This window comes from Arthrobacter sp. NyZ413 (genome assembly GCF_049390645.1).
In the GTDB taxonomy this organism is placed as follows: Bacteria; Actinomycetota; Actinomycetes; order Actinomycetales; family Micrococcaceae; genus Arthrobacter.
In genome coordinates this window covers 3,726,244-3,745,518 of record NZ_CP155434.1, presented here as the reverse complement: position 1 = coordinate 3,745,518, position 19,275 = coordinate 3,726,244, and the positions used below count along the sequence as shown (strand labels likewise).

Genomic DNA, 19,275 nt, shown 5'->3' with positions numbered 1-19,275 from the left:
GTCTGGATCCTTAGTTCGAAGTTGTGGTGAGCCGAGGGTGCGCCAGCGCGCTCAGCCGGGGGAGTTCGACGCCGGTGAGCGCCAGGACTTCTTCGGAACCTACCGCGCCGCATTGGACGCCGCGCAGGACGAAGGCGGCCAAGGCGCGGGCGGTGGCGGGCTCGTCCATGACGCCGCCTTCGGTGCGCTCAACGTAGTTCCGCAGGCGCGCCGCGGCTGCGGGGAGGCCTTCGCGGTAGAAGGCGTACGTTGCCGCGAACCGGCTGGGCAACTGGGCGGCGTGGAGGTCCCAGCCCTGGTAGTAGCCGCGTTCGAGGGAACGGCGGACCAACCGGCCGTGCAGTTTCCACGCGTTTTCCACGTTGTCACCCACGGGGATGATGTTGGTGGAGCCGTCGGAGAGCCGGATTCCCGTGCCCGCCACGGCCAATTGCATGACTTCCTTGGCGTAGTCGGCCACCGGGTGCTCCATGGACTGGTACTCCGCCGAGATCTGCAGCGAAGCGGAGTAGTCGTAGGTGCCGTAGTGCAGGGCGCTGATCCGGCCCGGAACCGCGTGCGGAAGCTGGGCCACGGGCGAGGTGCCGTCCGGTCCGAGGATGAGCTGCGGAGTCTCCACCTGGACCTCGAACCGCAACCGGCCCGCGGGAAGGGAGTGGATCTCTTCCAAGCGCGACACCGCGAAGTCCATCGCCTGCACCTGCGCCACGGTGGTGACTTTGGGCAGGGTCAGGATGAGGCCTTCGGGCAGTTCGCCCGCGGACGCCAAGGTGGAGACGAACAGATCGAGCGTGCGAAGGCCTCGCGCCCGGGTGGGAGCTTCGAAGCATTTGAACCTGATGCCGATGAACGGTGGTGCCGAACCCGCGGCCACGGCTTCGCTCACGGACTGGGCCGCTGCAACTGCCGCGACGTCTTCCGCTTCGTCGCCGCGGTCGCCGTAGCCGTCCTCGAAGTCCAGGCGCAGGTCTTCGATCGGTTCGCGGTTCAGCTTCGCGGCGACGCGGTGGGCGACGGCGGCAGCCAATTCGGGTTCCTGGCCCAACAGCGCACCAAGCTTTTCGAGGCCGCCGTGCGCGTCCGCCGTCGTGATCGCCTGGGCGCCCCACTCAGCAGGGAGCGACGGCGTGAACCGGTCCGCGGGCACGTACACCGTGTGGACGGGCTGGCGGGTGCCGTCGTCGCCGGGGTAGTTGCGATCGAGCAACTGGTCCGTGGCGGCCAGCTGGGAGTCGATGGCGGCGAGGTCCGCCGGGGTGAGGGAAGAAGCGGCCATCCCTACACCAGCTCGTAAGCGGGCGTGGTGAGGAAGTCCGTGTAGTCCTCGGAGAGGCAGATATCGGCGATCAGGCGGCTGGCCGGCTCGTAGAACTTCCCGAAGGATTCGGCGTCCACCTCGCCGCGCAGGCGTTCGGTTTCTTCGCCCAGGATGCGGGTGACCAGTTCGCGCGTGACCGTGTTGCCGGTATCGGCCAGGACGGACTTGTTGCGGATCTGCTGCCAGACCTGGGAACGGGAGATTTCCGCCGTCGCGGCGTCTTCCATGAGGTTGTGGATCGCCACGGCACCGCTGCCGGAAAGCCACACGGCGGTGTAGGCGACGGCGACGTAGAGGTTCAGGCGGAGCCCGGCCTCGGTCACCTGGCCGCCAGCGGAGGTGATGTCCAGCAGTTGCTCGGCGGTCACGGAAACCTCCGGGCGCTGCTTGTCCAGCTGGTTCTGCTTGCCGCCGTTGGCGGGGTCGCCGAGCACGGAATCGAAGACGTCCATGCAGGTGGAGACGAGGTCCGGGTGCGCAACCCAGGAACCGTCGAAGCCGTCGTTCGCCTCGCGGGTCTTGTCCGCGCGCACCTTCTCGAAGGCTGCTGCTGTGACTTCGGGCTCGCGTCGGTTCGGGATGACTGCCGCCATGCCGCCCATCGCGAAAGCGCCGCGCTTGTGGCAGGTCTTGACGAGCAATTCGGTGTAGGCGCGCATGAACGGAGCCGTCATCACCACGGACGCGCGGTCCGGAAGGATGAAGGACTCGCCGGCGTCGCGGAAGTACTTCACGATGCTGAACAGGTAGTCCCAGCGGCCGGCGTTGAGGCCGGAGGCGTGGTCGCGCAGTTCGTAGAGGATCTCTTCCATCTCGAACGCCGCGGGGATGGTCTCGATGAGCATCGTGGCGCGGATGCTGCCTTGCGGGACACCAAGGTAGTCCTGGGCGAAGACGAAGATCTCGTTCCAGAGCCGGGCTTCGAGGTGGCTTTCCATCTTCGGCAGGTAGTAGTACGGACCCTGGCCGTTGAGGAGCAGCTGCTTGGCGATGTGGAAGAAGTGCAGGCCGAAGTCCACCAGCGCGCCCACGGTGGGTTCGCCGTCGATCAGGAGGTGGCGTTCCTCCATGTGCCAGCCACGCGGGCGGGCAACGACGACGGCGAGCGGCGCGTCGGTGCGAAGCCGGTATTCCTTGCCCTCGGGCGAGGTGTAGCTCAAGGTGCCCTGTGCGGCGTCGCGGAGGTTGAGGATGGCGTCGATGACGTTGGCCCAGGTGGGCGTGCTGGCGTCCTCGAGGTCGGCAAGCCACACCTTGGCGCCGGAGTTCAGGGCGTTGATGGCCATCTTGGCGGGGGAGGCCGGTCCGGTCATTTCAACACGGCGGTCCCGCAAAGCCGCGGGTGCCTCGGCGACTTTCCAGTCGCCGTCGCGGATTTCCCGGGTTTCCGGGAGGAAATCGAGGCGGCCTGTGCGCGCCACTTCCTCGCGCTTGGCAACGCGGGCCGCCAGGAGTTCCGTGCGCGTGCCGGCGAAGCGGCGGTGCAGTTCCTCCACGAAGGCCAGCGCCTTGGGGGTCAGGATCTCTTCGGCACGTTCGATCGGCCGAGGGTCTGTCACTGTGAGAGCCATGGGGATGGTCCTTTCCTGGGACGCTAGCGGGCTGTGGATGCGGCGGCTGCGTTTGCTGCGGCCTGGGCTACCGCACTTGCGACGTCGGCGGCAACATGCGGGTCGAAGACGCTCGGAATGATGTAGCTCGCATTCAGTTCATCATCCGCGACCCGGTTGGCGATAGCCTCGGCGGCAGCCACGAGCATTTCAGGGATGATGTCCGATGCTCCGGCGTCGAGCAGGCCGCGGAAGAAGCCCGGGAAAGCCAGCACGTTGTTGATCTGGTTGGGGAAGTCGCTGCGGCCCGTGGCCACCACGGCGGCGTGCTTGGAAGCGATGACGGGATCGATTTCCGGGGTCGGGTTGGCCATCGCGAAGACGATTGCGTTCTCGGCCATCGAGGCAACCTGCTCTTCGCCGATCACGTGCGGGGCGCTCACGCCGATGAAGACGTCCGCGCCTGCCAATGCTTCGTGCAGCGTCCCGGAGAATCCTGCTTCGTTGGTGTTCGCGGCAATCCAGGTGCGGTGTTCGTCGTCGTACTTTTCGCCCGAGTGGATGGCGCCCGAGCGGCCGGCCGCGATGATGTGCTGCGCGCCCTGGGCCTTGAGGAGCTGGATGATGGCCGAGCCCGCGGCGCCGACGCCGGAGACCACGATCTTGACCTCGGAGAGCTTCTTGTCCACGACGCGCAGGGCGTTGACAAGGGCCGCGAGGGTGACGATGGCCGTTCCGTGCTGGTCGTCGTGGAAGACCGGGATGTCGAGTTCTTCGCGGAGGCGGTTTTCGATTTCGAAGCAGCGCGGGGCCGCGATGTCCTCGAGGTTGACGCCGCCGTAGACCGGAGCCAAAGCCTTGACGATCTTGATGATTTCCTCGGTGTCCTGGGTGTCCAGGCAGACCGGCCAAGCGTCGACGTTGGCGAACTGCTTGAAGAGCGCCGCCTTGCCTTCCATGACGGGCAGGGCCGCCGCGGGGCCGATGTTGCCGAGGCCCAGGACGGCGGAACCGTCCGTGACGACGGCGATCGTGTTGCGCTTGACGGTCAGGTTGCGGGCGGCCGCCGGGTCCTCGGCGATGGCGAGGCAGACGCGTGCGACGCCGGGCGTGTAGGCGCGCGAGAGGTCGTCGCGGTTGCGCAGGGCTACCTTGGGGACGACCTCGAGCTTGCCGCCGAGGTGCATCAGGAAGGTGCGGTCCGAGACGTGCTGGACCGTGACGCCGTCGAGCGCGTTGAGGGCGTCCTTGACGCGGTTGGCGTGGTCCTCATCCGTGGTGTTGCAGGTGACGTCGACAACCAGGGCGTCATGGTGCGACTCGCTCACATCCAGTGCGGTGACGGCTGCACCGGCGGCGGCGACAGCAGCGGCCAGTTCGCTCGTGGCAGTGAAGCTCGACGGCGCGGCGACGCGCAGGGTGATCGAATTTCCGGGGCTCGGGTTCGCCATTGAATTTCCTCCTCGTACAGGCCCGTGACGGGCCTCCGCTCAAACCGAATGTTTTCGTATTATGGATATTATTATCTACAAAGTGGAAACACAAGCCCTTCTCGGTCGCATTGCCCGCATGGCGCGAGGGCCGAGCAAGTTGGCCTTGCGTGCTGTATCTTGAGTGTTCTAAGCAATTCTTTTCACGATGCGGATAAGAGTTGTCGGATTCCGAGCCATAGGAGACAACGGAATGGCTGAAAAGCCTTCGGGAGGCGTGCAGTCCGTCGAGCGCGTCTTCGAATTGCTGGAACTCATCACCGACGCCGGCGGAGACGTCACGCTGAGCGAGTTGTCGTCGTCGACCGACTTGCCGCTTCCCACCATCCACCGTTTGCTGCGCACCTTGGTGGCCCTCGGCTACATCCGGCAACTGCCCAACCGGCGCTACGCCCTGGGACCCCGCCTTATCCGCCTCGGAGAGGGCGCCAACAAGCAACTCGGCGCCTTGGCGCGGCCCCAACTGAAGTCCCTGGTGGACCGGCTGGGGGAGACTTCCAACATGGCTGTGCTCGATTCGGACATGGTCATCTATGTCGCCCAGGTTCCGTCGCTGCACTCGATGCGCATGTTCACCGAGGTGGGACGCCGCGCGCACACGCACGATACCGGCGTGGGCAAGGCGATCCTCGCCCAGCTCGACGACGAGGTTGTACGCGGCATCGTGGCCCGCACCGGCATGCCGACGCCCACGGCCAAGAGCATCGGGGACATCGACGCCCTCATTGCCGACCTCAACCGCATTCGCGAACGGGGTTACTCGATCGACGAGGAAGAGCAGGAGATCGGCGTCCGTTGCTTCGCGATGGCCGTCCCGAATGCCCCCACTCCTACGGCGATCTCCGTCTCCGGTCCGGTTTCCCGCGTGGACCAGCACTTCGCCGACCGCGCCGTCCCGCTCCTCCGTGAAGCAGCCCTCGCGATCTCGGCGGAGCTCAACCAGAACTAGGGCTCAACCGGAACCAGGCGTCCGCACGCCCGCTCACTTTTGGCACAAAAACGACGGTCCCTCCTGCACATCATGTGCAGGAGGGACCGTTGCTTTGCCTGTTGCTAGTGTTCGACGGCGGAGGACCTGAGCGGCACTTCCTTGCCCTCAGCGTCGATCAGCTTGCCGTTCTCGAAGCGGTCGCCATGAGCGAGGCACGCGATGTCCGCCTCGCTCACCACGCGTTCCGTGCCTGCCACGAATACCGATTGGTTGTCCGAGTTGCCGGCCTTGAAGTGGTTGAAGAGGATGTTCAGCACGATCGCCATGAGCGCGGCCGAGCTGATGCCCGAGTGGAAGATCGTGGAGAACCAGGACGGGAACTGGTCATAGAACTTCGGGGCGGCGATCGGAATCATGCCGAAGCCGATCGAGGCTGCCACGATGATCAGGTTCATGTTGTTGCGGTATTCCACCTTGGAGAGGGTCCGGATGCCGCTTGCGGCAACAGTCCCGAAGAGTACGACGCCGGCACCTCCCAAGACGGGGGTGGGAACCGCTGCGACAACCCGGCCGAGGACGGGCAGCAAGCCGAGGACCACCAGGATGAAACCGCCGGCGCTGACCACGAAGCGGCTCTTGATTCCGGTGATGGCCACGAGGCCGACGTTCTGGGCGAACGCGCTCTGGGTGAAGGAGTTGAACATCGGGGAAATCGCGCTGGAGAGCATGTCCGCCCGCAGGCCGTTGCCGATACGGCGTGAATCAACCTTGGTACCGACGATTTCACCCACGGCGATGATGTCCGCCGAGGTTTCGGTCAGGGTGACCAGGATGACGATCAGCATGGAAACGATCGAAGCGATTTCGAAGGTGGGGGCTCCGAAGGCAAACGGAGTGGGGAAAGCCACCACCGGTCCCTGCCCGACCTTGGAGAAGTCCGCCATGCCTGTGGCGACGGCAATCACTGTGCCGATCACCATGGCCAGGAGGATGGACAGGCGTGAGATGGCTGCGTTGCCGATCTTGCTGAGGAGCAGGACGATTCCCATGGTGAGCGCGGCGAGGCCGATGTTCGCCATGCTGCCGTAGTTGGGCGCGGCGCTGTTGCCGCCCATGGCCCAGTTGGCCGCGACGGGCATGAGGGTCAGGCCGATCGTCGTGATGACCGTGCCGGTGACCACGGGCGGAAAGAACTTGATGATCTTGGAGAAGAGCGGCGTGATGACCAGGCCGATCAAGGACGCAACCATGACCGAGCCGAACACCGCCTGGATTCCGCCGCCGCCGTTGACGATGGCCACCATGGTGGACACGCCGGCGAAGGACACGCCTTGGACCAGTGGAAGCTGCGATCCGAAGAACGGAATGCCGACGGTTTGCAGGATGGTGGCAAGGCCGCCGACGAAGAGGCAGGCTGCGATCAGGAGGCCGATGTCCTGCGAGGACATTCCGGCGGCGGCTCCAATAATGAGCGGCGGGGCGATGATTCCGCCATACATGGTCAGGACGTGCTGGAAGCCGTAGGCGAAGGTGCTTCCGATCGAGAGGCGTTTGTCCTCCGGCCGCTCGATTTTGGGGTCGGCGGAGCGGAGTTTCTTCTTGGTGTTCATGGCAGACTTTCTTGGTTCATGGCAGACGTCTTTGTCTGGCTAACAGGTCTGGCTAACGGGTCTTGCTGTTCAGGTGACGTTTGGGGAGGAGTTTGTGTACAGATCAACACCCTTAAGGCGAGGCTTAAAGGGTGTGACCTGTACACAAACTCCTAGGGTGGGGTGGCTTAGCAGAAGCCGGCGATGCCGCTCCAGGCGATCGGTGCGGGGGCGGTGTTGTCGCGCTGGACCGTGGCTTCGATCAAGCCGTACGGACGGTCCGCCGCGAAGAAGACCTCGTTGGGGTTGTCGAGGCCGAACGGGGTGAGGTCCACCAGGAAGTGGTGCTTGTTGGGCATGGAGAACTTGATCTCATCCACTTCGCTGTGGGCCTCGAGGACCTTCTTGCCCATGTCGAACAGGGTCTGCTGCAGGGCGTGCGAGTAGTTCTCGGTGAACCCCTCGAGGAGGAGGGCCTTGATGTCCTCGTAGCTCTTGTTGAAGTCGGTACCCGCGACGTCCAGGGCGGTGTTGTAACGCCAGCGTGCGGAGACGTCCGTGGCGAGGATGCGGTCCGTGGTCTCGGGCAGCGTGGTGTACCGGTCGCGGGGGTAGCCGACGAAGCCGGATTGGGTGGTCTTCAGGACGGTCAGGTCCTTGAGGCCGGAAATGACGTGCGTGGTGGCGCCTTCGCGGACGACGACGGCGGTACGGACTTCCTGCCCGTTGCGGACAAAGCTGTGGTCGTGTTCCGAGCCGTGCGCCTGGATGCGGTCCCAGCTGTAGGCTTCGGCTTCCCAGCGGCCGCCGGTAACCCACTCGAAGCCCGAGGTGAAGTGTTCGCTCAGGCGGAGGAGGAAGGCTTCGGGGGAGCCGATGCCGTCACGGGCGAAGGCGTAGATGGTGTTCTTCTGGGTGTCGGTGGCAACGACGTGTCCGTTGTCGCCTTCGAGGTGGGCAGCCTGGAAGTCGCCACGAAGCTGTGAAGTAACGTTCAAGTCTTCGATCTGGTGGCGGTCGGTGTCGCGGGTGACTTTGACGATGCGGACTTCTGCCTTGCCGTATTGGTTGTCGCCGAGGACGATGTTGTTGCTCATGGTCATATCCCAACTTCTTCGAGGTGGAACCCCTAAGGTCCACCAATGAAATTAAGCGCGTGTTTCGTACGCGTTTCTGGTGGAGCCGACCCAACAAAAAAGAGCCGGCATCCATTGATGCCAGCTCATTACGACCCTGCCTGCTGCTCCCAGGTTACGTGACCTGTGCCACGAATTGGAAAAAGCGTAGACCACGATTGCCAGTGGTGTAAATCACTTCCGAGGAATCGTTACGTACTTTCCAAATGTGACCGGACCGGCAGGGCTGGCAGCTAGGCCGCTCCTTAGGTGCTCGGCGGACAGCCCTTGACGGTGCTGGCCACACATCTTACGATTTCCATACAACAAAAAATGTTTTCCAAGATGCGGAAATAGACGAAACCTTGGAAGACTTGAGCGTATGAAACAGGAGGACAGATGGACTCGCAGGACAAGAACAACGTCGTGGAATTCCCCGCGCCCGGCCAGGAGCTGTACCTGCCGTTCGGCGCTACGGATCCAGACTTCTACATTCCGGCCGACTGTGACCGCGCGAACGGGACGCTGTCCCGCTGGCTACGCGCGCTCCCGGTCTTCGGCCGGCAGCGTTCCTAGGGTTTCCTGCCCCTGGGGATGAAGGACTCTGCGCAACAGAGCCGGAAAGGCGGGCAGCACCTGGGGAGGTGCTGCCCGCCTTTCGCCTTTTCCGGATACTGCCCGGCCCGGCAGGCTACATCGTCAAGGTCCTGGCCAGCCCCGAAACGATGATGCCGAATTTGATGCCCACCAGGATGAACGTCAGCCCTGTCACTCCAATGAGAACCCACACCGGGACGAGCCCGCGGTCCTTGGCAACCTTGTGCACGATGATCGAGCGGCCCACCACGTAGACCCCGGCGCCCAGGAAGGCCCATGCCCAATGGAAGGGCCGGACCACTCCGTCGCGCTGCAGCTTTTGCCAGTCGAGGTAGGACAAGAACACCGTTACCCCGTAGATAAGCCATCCGATGGTGATGAGCAGGAAGTACGGGACGGTGAACGAGCTTGGATCCAGGACCGGCACACGCCTGCCGCCCGAGTAGCGCACGTGGAACACCGGATTCCAGACCATCAGGATGGCCAGCGAGATCAACGGCAAGAGCGTGACAAGCCAGATGAACGGATTGTAGACCGGGGTTTGGCGGCTGATTTCCGGCCGGGGAGCGGGAGGCATTGGCCTCACGTATTGCCCTTGCTGTGCGGGCCATCCCTGGCCGGGAACCTGCTGGCCGGGCCAGCCCTGCGCAGCGCCCTGCTGCCCGGGAACCTGCTGACCAGAACCCTGCTGACCAGAACCCTGCTGCCCCGGCGTCCATGCCGATCCGGTCCATGCGGAACCGTCCCACCACTGTAGCTGCCCCGAGCCGGAAGGATCGGGATACCAGCCCGGAGGGGCCGGAGTGCTGTGCTGAGGAACTGTCATGGTGCGCCTCCTGGTTGCCTACTGATTGAGAGGCTACTCCGTTCCCCTGACGATTTTCTGTGCGGCGCCTGAATGTTCGGCAATGAGTTCCCGTACGTCAAGTCCGGGAATCTGCCCGTCCACCACGCGCCATTGCCCGCCCACCATCACCCGGTCTGCCCTGTCCGCGGCGCACAGCAAGAGGGCCGCAACGGGATCGTGGCTGCCGGAGAAGCGGAGCTCATCGAGCGTGAACATGGCCAGGTCCGCTTGCATTCCGGGCGCCAATTGGCCGATGTCCGTCCGGCCGAGCGCCGCCGCGGATCCCCGGGTCGCCCAACCGAGCGCGCGTTCCACCGGGAGGTCGGCGCCGTAGCGCAAGCGCTGGAGGTAGAGCGCCTGCCGTGCTTCCAGGATCATGTTGGAGGCGTCGTTCGACGCCGAACCGTCCACGCCCAGCCCCACAGGAACCCCGGCTGCCTCAAGTTCCACCACCCGTGCCGTTCCGGACGCGAGCCTCATGTTCGACGTCGGGCAGTGCGCGACGGCGGTGCCCGCGGCACCCAGCCTGGCGATCTCGTCGTCGTCGAAATGGATGCCGTGGCCCAGCCAGGTGCGGTTGCCGAGCCAGCCGACGCTGTCCAGGTAGTCCACGGTGCGCAGTCCGAACTTTTCGCGGCAGAAGTTCTCTTCGTCTATGGTTTCGGCGAGGTGGGTGTGGAGCCTGACGTCGAGCCGTTCGGCCATGGCCGCGCTCTCCGCCATGACTTCCTTCGTCACGGAGAACGGCGAGCACGGGGCCAGGGCTATCTGGATGACCGCGCCGTCGCCGGCTTCGTGGTACTTGCCGATCAGGCGTTCGCTGTCCGCGAGGATCACCTCGGGGCGCTGCACGGTTGAACGCGGCGGCAGGCCGCCGTCGTCCTCGCCCAAGCACATGGACCCCCTGGTGAGCGTGGCACGCATCCCGAGTTCGCGGACGACGCCGACCTCAAGATCGATCGCGTCCTCAAGTCCCGCGGGGAAGAGGTAGTGGTGGTCGGCTGCCGTGGTGCAGCCGGAGAGGAGCAGTTCCGCAAGGGCAACCTTGACCGCGAGTTCCAGGCTGTCCGGAGTCAGCCGCGCCCACACGGGGTAGAGGTTTTGCAGCCAGGGGAAGAGCGGAGCGTTCGCCACGGGCCCCCACGCACGGGTCAGCGTTTGGTAGAAGTGGTGGTGCGTGTTGATGAGCCCGGGAAGGAGGACGTGGCGGCCGGCGTCGAACGTCTGGTCGCACGGAGCTGAAGGCCGCCCGCCCGCCGGGACAAGCTCGGAAATCGTTGTTCCGCTGATGACGATTCCGCCGCGGGCGTCGAGGCCGTTCGCGGTGAATACCGCGAGGGGATTCTTGATCCAAAGCCTTAAGGGTGCTGGCCCGGAGGAAAGGGGGAACCGGGATTCTGATTGAGGAGACACTGGATTCCTTGTCTGGTCGGCGTTGTTGGTGCTTTCCAGCTCAGTGAGGTCCTGTCTGCTGATCCAGGTTTTCCGGCTTGCTCATGTGCGCCGGTGGACCCAGCGTAAGCGTCGGGTGGAATCGGGTCAATGTGACCGGCAGAGGCCCGTCCCGAGCCGCTAATGAGAATAAGTTTTCGCATCTCGAAACTTTTTTTCCGGAAACTATGGCGCGGCTCACACGCTCGGTGCTAATCTCATTCTGCCAAAGGCGGGCACCCGGACTCCGGGAAGCTATCTACCAGGCGAAACCTTCAAAAGCACATGCTGAAGCCTGGTAACCGCAGCACCCGTCTGCCGTGTTCAGATGCCCCTGGGCCCAGGCTTCCTCAGCACTAAGGAAGTCGCACATGAGTACCACCGTCACGGCCGAACACTTCTTGGCCACCTCCATTGAGCTGGCAACAGCCAATGTCCTCAACAGCGGCGGGCCGTTCGGCGCCGTTATTGTCACCGCGGACGGTCAGGCCTTCGAAGGCGTCAACCGGGTCACCGCGAGCAACGACCCCACGGCGCACGCCGAAGTCACAGCCATCCGCAACGCGTGCCGCGAGCTCGGCACCTTCGACCTGAGCGGAGCCACCCTCTACACAAGCTGCGAGCCATGCCCCATGTGCCTGGCCTCAGCCCTCTGGGCCCGCATCAGCAACGTGGTCTTCGCCGCGGACCGGCACGACGCCGCATCCGTCGGCTTCGACGACGCCGTCTTTTACGAGTACTTCGAGAACGCCGACCGGGACAAGCTCATGCCGGTCAAGAAGCTTGAACTGGGCGATCCCCAGGCTCCGGCCATCCTGCAACCGTTCAACACCTGGAACACGCTCGACTCCAGGATTGACTACTAGGGCCGGGTGGCTGAAATGACAATCCTGGACCCAGCAGAAATGCAGACGGCCACTGAAAAGCAGGCTGCGTCCTCCGGCGCAGGGCAGACTGTGGCACGCGAAAAGCACGCGGCAACCGGACTGGCCACGCGGGGCAGCGGCCCCAAGCCCCCGGCGTCGGACTCCTTCCTGGATCGTTTCTTCCAGATCAGCAAGCGTGGCTCCACGCTGGCCCGCGAATTCCGCGGCGGCATTGTCACGTTCTTCACGATGGCTTACATCGTGGTCCTCAACCCCTTGATCCTGGGCGGATTCTCGGCCCGGAACGCTCCCACGGACGTCGCGGGCGGATGGTTGCCGGCAGCGCAGGTGGGTGCCGTCACCGGCCTGACTGCCGGCGTCATGACGATCCTTTTCGGCCTCATCGCGAACCTGCCGTTCGGGATCGCGGCGGGCCTGGGCATCAACTCGTTCCTGGCCGTGGCCGTCATCCATGAAGTCACCTGGCCTGAAGCCATGGGCCTTGTGGTCATCAACGGCATCCTGATCGTCCTGTTCGGTGCCACAGGTGCCCGGACAGCGATCTTCAAGGCAGTCCCCAAGGAACTCAAGGCCGCCATCACCGTTGGCATCGGCCTGTTCATCGCCTTCATCGGCTTCGTCGACTCCGGTTTCGTCCGCCCCACAAAAGGCGGTCCGCCGGTACAGCTCGGCACGGACGGTTCCATCACTTCCATCCCCACCCTCGTCTTCATCGTCGGTCTGCTGGTCATGGGAATCCTCGTGGCCCGCAAGATCCAAGGCGGCCTCCTGATCGGAATCGTCGCCACCACGGTCCTCGCCGCCGTCGTCGAGGCCGTCATGCACATCGGGCCGGGTAGCGACGCCAACCCCGGTGGCTGGCACCTCAACACCCCGGTCCTGTCCGGCCAGTTGGTTTCCGCTCCGGACTTGAGCCTGGTTGGCCACTTCGACCTCTTCGGCTCGTTCTCCCGGATCGGCGGCCTGGCGGCCACCATGCTGGTGTTCACCCTGGTGTTCACCAACTTCTTCGACGCCATGGGCACCATGACGGGCCTGGCCAAGAGCGCTGGAGTAGCGCATAAGGACGGCACATTCCCCAAGCTGAAGTCGGCCTTCATCGTGGAAGGCCTCGGCGCGGTAGCGGGCGGAGCCACGTCCGGTTCGTCCAACACGGTGTACATCGACTCGGCGGCCGGGATCGGCGAAGGCGCCCGCACCGGCCTGGCATCGGTGGTCACGGGCTTGCTGTTCCTCGGTTCGATGTTCCTGACACCGCTCACCAGCGTTGTCCCGTTGGAAGTTGCCGCGGCCGCCCTGGTGGTTGTCGGTGCCATGATGATGGCCCAGATCCGGGAGATCAAGTTCTCCAAGTTCTCCGTGGCCCTGCCGGCCTTCCTGACCATCGTCACGATGCCGCTGACGTACTCCATCGCGAACGGAATCGGCGTCGGGTTCATCACTTGGTCCGTCATCAGCGCGGCATCGGGCAAGGCCAAGAAGGTCCATCCGCTCATGTGGGTGGTGACCGCGGGCTTCCTGGTCTACTTCGCCCGCGGACCGATCAGCGCGCTCCTGGGAGCCTGACGGAACGTAGCGGAGGCCAGCCGGCCAATATCAGACCGGCACGAGACGGCGGTCCGGCCCCGCGTCACCGCAATGAATAGGCGTCCGCCGTCGTCGAGCCCTCACTTTCAGGGGGACGACGACGGCGGGCGGCGGCGACGCGCGGCCGCGCCGTCAGGGACCGGGGCGGAGGAGAGACCGCCCCGGTCCTCTCCGGGCCACCAAGCCCGGAAGGTGAAGCTTCCCCGCATTGACGCAAGGAATGAGAATATGAGGCAAGATCGCACACTGCCCCGGAACGGTTTCCGCTCCGGGACCTCGCTACAGGGAGTGTGGCCATGCTGGATTTGATGCCTTCGCTGGGCAGTTGGCGGCCCGCGGTCTCCGGCCAGCGCTGTGCCGTGGCCACCATCGTGGCGGCTGGCGGTTCCGTGCCCCGGCCCCTCGGCACGTCAATGCTCGTCTCCGAGCACGGCGACGTCCTCGGCAGCCTCTCCGGAGGATGCGTCGAAGGTGCCGTCGTGGAGGCGGCGCTGGAGGCAATGCGCGACGGCGGCAGTCGCCTTGAGTCGTTCGGCTACAGCGCCGAGGACGCGTTCGCCGTCGGGCTCACGTGCGGCGGCGAGCTGGAAGTGCACATCGAACCCACAAGCGCCACCGGCCTGGACCTCGCCGTACTGCGCGCCGCAGCCGGGGGAGAACTGTCCTCCATGGCGCTTATCCGCAGGCTCGACGCCGGCGGCGGCACCATGGTGGTTCCCGATCCGGCGTCGTTTTCCGCCGAGGGTTCGCGGGAGCTTTCCATCCTCCTCGGCGAGGACGCGGACGTGATCCGCGCCGCCGCGGCCCAACTCGATCCCTTGCTGCGCGGAGGGCGCGCGGGCCTTCTCCGACTTGCGCCGGCAGACGGCTGCAGTGGAGCGACCCAAACCGAACCCATCACGCTTTTTGTGGAAAGCCGCCTGCCCGCTCCGCGCATGCTGATCTTCGGCGCCAACGACTTCGGCGCCGCGTTGCTGCCAGCCGGAAAGCTCCTGGGCTACGACGTCACCCTGTGCGATGCGCGCCCGGCGTTTTCAAGCCAAGGACGCTTCCTTGCCGCCGACCGGCTCGCCACCGAGTGGCCGCACCGCTACCTCGCTGGCGAGGCCGCTGCAGGGCGCATCGATTCCCGCACCGTGGTGTGCGTCATGACGCACGACCCCAAGTTCGATATCCCCCTGCTCGAAACCGCCCTGGGCCTCGGTCTCGCCTACGTTGGCGCGATGGGTTCGAGGCGCAGCCACCGCCAAAGGGTCGATGCGCTCTTGGCATGCGGTACTCCCGTCGAGGCCCTCGAACGGCTGCATTCGCCCATTGGCCTGGATCTGGGCGCGGTCACCCCCGCCGAAGTGGCCGTTTCGATCACCGCCGAGATCCTCGCCTCCCGCGCTCCCCGCCCCGCCACCGGCCGTACGCCCCGCCCGGCCACTGGCTGGGGCTCGCTCAAGGACGGCACCGGACCCATTCACCACACCCCTGACCCCACATACGCCAAGGAGCTCCCATGGACATGAACACCATCGAGTCCGTGGTCCCCACCACGGATCCCACGCAATGGCGTCCCGGCGACGCGTGGCTGGCCGGCGGAACGGTCTTGTTCTCCTACGGAAGTCCCGTGGGGACCGAAGAGCCGCTGAAGCGCCTGCTTGACCTGGGCCAGGCCGGCTGGCCAGCGATCACCGTGACGAACGAAGGCATCGGGATAGGCGCCACCTGCACCATCGCGGAACTCTACGCGCTTCCGGATTCCGACGCTGTTTCGGATGCTGTGGCGCGGCGTGACTGGCCGGGCCTGGACCTGTTCCGTCCGTGCTGCGACTCTTTCGTGGCCTCCTTCAAGGTGTGGAACATGTCCACTGTTGGCGGCAACCTCTGCACTTCCCTCCCCGCCGGCCCCATCATCTCGCTCTGTGCCGGCCTCGACGCCATCGCCACCATCCACGGCCGGCACGGCAGCAGCCGCACCGTTCCGGTCACCGAATTCATCACCGGCGAAGCAAGGAACTGCCTGGCACCCGGTGAACTCCTCCGCAGCGTCCGCGTGCCGGCGTCGTCCCTTTCCGCCAAGGTCGCCTTCCGCCGGCTCTCGCTCAGCAACCTCGGCCGCTCGGGCGTCCTGCTCATCGGAAGGCTCGACGCCGACGGCGGCTTCGTCCTCACAGTCACCGCCGCCACCAAGCGGCCCGTCCAACTCCGGTTCGCCGCCGCTGACCTGCCCGACGCCGGCCAACTGGCTGCCGCCGTCGCGCTCTCCATCCCGGACGAGCTGTACCACGACGACATCCACGGGCTGCCCGAATGGCGGCGCGACATGACGTTCCGGCTCGCCGAGGAAATCCGCGCAGAACTTCTCGACCCCGCCCGGCCGCCCGCGGTCTCAGGCGACTTCTGGCCGCCCCACGCCACTTCGCCGCAACCGTCCACGCAACCCGCATCCACCCAGAAGGGGGCCCCGAATGGCAATTGAAATCAACGGAACCGCCACTGAGGCCACACCCCGGCCGGGCCAGTGCCTGCGCACGTTCCTCCGCGAACAAGGCAATTTCGGAGTCAAGAAAGGCTGCGACGGCGGTGACTGCGGCGCGTGCACCGTCCACGTCGACGGCACCCCAGTGCACAGCTGCATCTACCCAGCCGTCCGCGCAGAAGGCCACTCCGTCACCACCGTGGAGGGCCTGGCGAACGGCGACGAACTCCACCCCGTTCAGCAGCAATTCCTGGAGCACCAAGGCTTCCAATGCGGGTTCTGCACTGCCGGAATGATGATGACCGCGGCAACTTTCGACGACGAACAAAAGGCCAACCTTCCCCGCAACCTCAAGGGAAACCTGTGCCGCTGCACCGGCTACCGCTCCATCGCGGAGGCCGTCTGCGGAACCGGCGCTGACGGACACAAAGCGCACGACGCCGGTGCGGGCCGGCTCGGTGACGACGTCCCCGCGCCCGCGGGCCGCGCCGTCGTCACGGGAACCGCCCGCTACACGCTCGACGTCCCCGCGGAACAACTCCCCGGACTCCTGCACCTCAAGCTGCTGCGCTCGCCGCACGCGCACGCCCGGATCGTCTCGATAGATACGACGGCGGCCCTCCGCATACCGGGGGTCGTGGCTGTCTTCACGGACGAAGACGCACCGGCGCAGTTGTTCTCGACCGCCCAGCACGAGCTTTACACCGACGATCCCGACGACACCAGGGTCCTCGACGACGTAGTGAGGTTCATCGGGCAGCGGGTTGCCGCCGTCGTTGCCGAATCGGTGGGTGCCGCGGAAGCAGGAGCGCGCGCCCTCAAGGTGGAATATGAAATCCTCGACGCCGTTTTTTCCCCGCACGAGGCCTTGCTCCCGGGCGCGCCGGCGATCCACGGCGACAAGGACGGCGAGACTGCGCGGATTTCCCGGCCGTTCAGCAACGTCGTGGCGGAGGTCCATTCCGAGCTCGGAGACGTCGACGCCGGTTTCGCGTCCGCCGATTTCATCCATGAGAACACTTACCAGACCCAGCGCGTGCAGCACGTCGCGATGGAAACCCATGCGTCCATCGCTTGGCTCGAACCCACCGAAACGCCGGGGGAGGACCGCTTGGTGGTGCGCTCGTCAACCCAAGTGCCTTTCCTTGCGCGACGTTCCCTGGCGCGTATTTTCGACCTCCCCGAAGATCGCGTCCGCGTGGTGGCCGGGCGGGTAGGCGGCGGCTTCGGCGGCAAGCAGGAAGTGCTGACCGAGGACCTCGTGGCCATGGCAGCCTTGGCCTTGCGGCGGCCCGTACAGCTCGAATTCACCCGGACGGAACAATTCACCGCCACCACCACGAGGCACCCGTTCACCATCAACGTCAAGGCCGGCGCAAGCCGGGACGGGCACCTCACAGCGTTGCAACTGGACGTCGTCACGAACACGGGCGCCTACGGAAACCACGCACCCGGGGTGATGTTCCACGGTTGCGGCGAATCGTTGGCGGTTTACAACTGTGCCAACAAGAAAGTGGACGCCCAGGCCGTCTACACCAACACCATTCCCGCGGGCGCCTTCCGCGGCTACGGTTTGAGCCAAATGATCTTCGCGATCGAATCCGCCATGGATGAACTCGCGGTGGGTATCGGCATGGATCCCTTGGAATTCCGTCTCAAGAACATGGTCAGGCCGGGAGACCACATGCTCTCGACGAATCCGGAACCCGAGGAGGACGTCTTCTACGGGAGCTACGGCCTGGACCAGTGCGTGGCTTTGGTCCGGGATGCCTTGGAACGGGGTGCCCAGCGCTACCGGGACGCCGGGCTGGACGAGTTGGGCCCGGGCTGGGTCACCGGTGAGGGTGCTGCCCTGTCGATGATCGACACCGTCCCGCCCCGCGGCCACTACGCCCACACACGCCTGAGGCTCCTTCCGGACGGAACGTTCGATGCCGCCGTCGGGACCGCCGAATTCGGAAACGGCACCACCACCGTCCACGCCCAGCTGGCCGCGACGGCGTTGTCCACGACGGCGTCGAACGTGGCGGTGCGGCAGTCCGATACCGACCTCGTTGAGCACGATACCGGCGCCTTTGGCTCGGCGGGAACTGTTGTTGCGGGCCAGGCAACCCTCCTCGCGGCCCAGGAGCTCGCCCTGCGCATCCGCGCTGTTGCCGCCTCGCTCACCGGCGTTCCGGGATGTGTCCTTGAGGACGGCGCGGTGCGTTGCGGTGACAGGGTGGTTCCGTTCGCGGAAGTGTACGACGCCGCGCGGCAGCAGGGCGTGGAACTCGCCACCGAGGGCCGCTGGGGCGGAACACCGCGCTCGGTCGCGTTCAACGTCCACGGATTCCGGGTCGCCGTGAACACCGGTACCGGCGAGCTGCGGATCCTGCAAAGCGTGCAGGCGGCGGACGCCGGCGTGGTGGTCAATCCGCGGCAATGCCGTGGCCAGGTGGAAGGCGGGATTGCCCAGGCGCTGGGCGTCGCCCTGTACGAAGAAGTCCGCGTGAACGACGCCGGACGCGTCACCACCGACATCCTGCGCCAGTACCACATTCCGTCCTTCGCGGACGTGCCACGCAGCGAGGTCTACTTTGCGGCAACCAACGACGAAATGGGTCCGTTGGGGGCCAAATCCATGAGCGAAAGCCCGTTCAACCCCGTGGCGCCCGCGTTGGCGAACGCCATCCGGAACGCCACCGGAGTCAGGTTCACATCATTGCCGATCTCGAGGGACAAGATCTACCTTGGGCTCAAGGATGCCGCCGCGCCAAGCGCTCCTGCCGCTGAGCTGGCCCGCAGCTAGTCGCTGAGGAGGTGGAGCTGGTCCTTGGTGTCCAGGTCCGCCCCGTCGGCGAGGTCGCTGCAGTCCACCAGGTCCACGAGCTCCGGATGGGCCTTGAGGAAGCGGCGCGCTCCGGCGTCGCCCTCCGCCGTCCCCGCGGCCGCGGCGCGGAGGGTGGAGTCGATGACCAAAGGGTGTCCGCGGCGAAGGCTCGCGATGCTCGCGATGCTCGCGACTTGTGCGGTGCCGGGCGCCGGCTCCGCGTAACCGGCGGCCGTCACGCGTCCCGGCCGGTGCGCCGCCAGCAACCGGGCAACGACGGCGGAGGTGAGCCCGGGCTGGTCCACCAATGCCACCAGCACATGGTGACCGGGGTCCGCCGCGGCAAGCCCGGCGCGGAACGACGACCCCATGCCCGAGGACCAGTCCGGGTTGTCGATGACGCGGCAGGTCTCCTGCCGGCTGTTATCCAGCCCTGTGTTACCCAGCCCGGTGGCGCGTCGGACGCCGTCGGAATCGGCACCGAGGACCACCACCACGTCGCGGCAACCGCCGTCGAGCAACTCCTTGGCGAGCACTTCCACCAAGGTGCGTCCGCGGAAGGGCAGGAGTGCCTTCGGGCCCAGCCCAAGGCGAGTGCCCGCACCCGCGGCCAAAAGCACGCCAGTGACAGGTGCGATCACCGTGTTTTCCATT

The 19,275-nt window shown here is 65.6% G+C and carries 15 protein-coding genes; 7 read left to right on the top strand and 8 right to left on the bottom strand.

The annotated features are described in order from the left end of the window. Positions 1-10 precede the first annotated feature (10 nt). The 3 genes from ABCW42_RS17460 to ABCW42_RS17450 are packed head-to-tail and all read right to left on the bottom strand — an operon-like array spanning position 11 to position 4,319. Positions 11-1,276, bottom strand: coding sequence for a DUF6986 family protein (locus tag ABCW42_RS17460; protein ID WP_423182369.1), 1,266 nt, complete (start codon positions 1,274-1,276; stop codon positions 11-13). Positions 1,277-1,278: 2 nt separating this feature from the next. Continuing rightward, positions 1,279-2,889, bottom strand: coding sequence for a malate synthase A (gene aceB, locus ABCW42_RS17455; protein WP_423182368.1), 1,611 nt, complete (start codon positions 2,887-2,889; stop codon positions 1,279-1,281). Between the two features lie 23 nt (positions 2,890-2,912). Next, positions 2,913-4,319: an NAD-dependent malic enzyme gene (locus ABCW42_RS17450; RefSeq protein WP_423182367.1), complete on the bottom strand. Its 1,407-nt coding sequence runs from the start codon at positions 4,317-4,319 to the stop codon at positions 2,913-2,915. Positions 4,320-4,551: 232 nt separating this feature from the next. On the opposite strand from ABCW42_RS17450, the gene ABCW42_RS17445 reads away from it, so the two are divergent. Then, positions 4,552-5,307 (top strand): IclR family transcriptional regulator, encoded by a 756-nt coding sequence (locus tag ABCW42_RS17445; protein ID WP_423182366.1) that lies wholly within the window; start codon positions 4,552-4,554, stop codon positions 5,305-5,307. Between the two features lie 104 nt (positions 5,308-5,411). Here ABCW42_RS17445 and ABCW42_RS17440 read toward each other — a convergent pair whose 3' ends face one another. Together ABCW42_RS17440 and pucL are read right to left on the bottom strand one after the other, a co-directional pair. Then, positions 5,412-6,899: a nucleobase:cation symporter-2 family protein gene (locus ABCW42_RS17440; RefSeq protein ID WP_423182365.1), complete on the bottom strand. Its 1,488-nt coding sequence runs from the start codon at positions 6,897-6,899 to the stop codon at positions 5,412-5,414. 167 nt (positions 6,900-7,066) lie between these two features. Further along, a complete protein-coding gene (gene pucL, locus ABCW42_RS17435) occupies positions 7,067-7,981 on the bottom strand; it encodes a factor-independent urate hydroxylase (RefSeq protein WP_423182364.1) in 915 nt (304 codons plus the stop codon). Between the two features lie 411 nt (positions 7,982-8,392). On the opposite strand from pucL, the gene ABCW42_RS17430 reads away from it, so the two are divergent. Continuing rightward, positions 8,393-8,569, top strand: coding sequence for a hypothetical protein (locus ABCW42_RS17430; protein WP_423182363.1), 177 nt, complete (start codon positions 8,393-8,395; stop codon positions 8,567-8,569). Positions 8,570-8,684: 115 nt separating this feature from the next. On the opposite strand, the gene ABCW42_RS17425 is transcribed toward ABCW42_RS17430, so the two are convergent. Together ABCW42_RS17425 and ABCW42_RS17420 are read right to left on the bottom strand one after the other, a co-directional pair. Continuing rightward, positions 8,685-9,416: a DUF2510 domain-containing protein gene (locus ABCW42_RS17425; RefSeq protein ID WP_423182362.1), complete on the bottom strand. Its 732-nt coding sequence runs from the start codon at positions 9,414-9,416 to the stop codon at positions 8,685-8,687. A gap of 33 nt (positions 9,417-9,449) precedes the next feature. Continuing rightward, positions 9,450-10,850: an 8-oxoguanine deaminase gene (locus tag ABCW42_RS17420; protein WP_423182361.1), complete on the bottom strand. Its 1,401-nt coding sequence runs from the start codon at positions 10,848-10,850 to the stop codon at positions 9,450-9,452. Positions 10,851-11,239: 389 nt separating this feature from the next. Between ABCW42_RS17420 and ABCW42_RS17415 the strand changes: the two genes are divergently transcribed. The 5 genes from ABCW42_RS17415 (at position 11,240) to ABCW42_RS17395 (ending at position 18,600) form a co-directional block, all read left to right on the top strand. Next, a complete protein-coding gene (locus ABCW42_RS17415) occupies positions 11,240-11,734 on the top strand; it encodes a nucleoside deaminase (RefSeq protein ID WP_133203680.1) in 495 nt (164 codons plus the stop codon). 6 nt (positions 11,735-11,740) lie between these two features. Then, positions 11,741-13,321 (top strand): NCS2 family permease, encoded by a 1,581-nt coding sequence (locus ABCW42_RS17410; protein ID WP_423182360.1) that lies wholly within the window; start codon positions 11,741-11,743, stop codon positions 13,319-13,321. Between the two features lie 317 nt (positions 13,322-13,638). Continuing rightward, a complete protein-coding gene (locus ABCW42_RS17405) occupies positions 13,639-14,856 on the top strand; it encodes an XdhC family protein (RefSeq protein WP_423182359.1) in 1,218 nt (405 codons plus the stop codon). Next, positions 14,847-15,809, top strand: coding sequence for an FAD binding domain-containing protein (locus ABCW42_RS17400; protein WP_423182358.1), 963 nt, complete (start codon positions 14,847-14,849; stop codon positions 15,807-15,809). Before ABCW42_RS17405 ends, ABCW42_RS17400 begins: the two co-directional genes overlap by 10 nt. Next, on the top strand, positions 15,799-18,600 hold the full coding sequence (locus ABCW42_RS17395) for a molybdopterin-dependent oxidoreductase (protein ID WP_423182357.1): 2,802 nt from the start codon (positions 15,799-15,801) through the stop codon (positions 18,598-18,600). The genes ABCW42_RS17400 and ABCW42_RS17395 overlap by 11 nt, the downstream gene beginning before the upstream one ends. Here ABCW42_RS17395 and nboR read toward each other — a convergent pair. Then, positions 18,597-19,274, bottom strand: coding sequence for a nicotine blue oxidoreductase (nboR, locus tag ABCW42_RS17390; RefSeq protein WP_423182356.1), 678 nt, complete (start codon positions 19,272-19,274; stop codon positions 18,597-18,599). The genes ABCW42_RS17395 and nboR overlap by 4 nt on opposite strands. Between the last annotated feature and the right edge of the window lies 1 nt (position 19,275).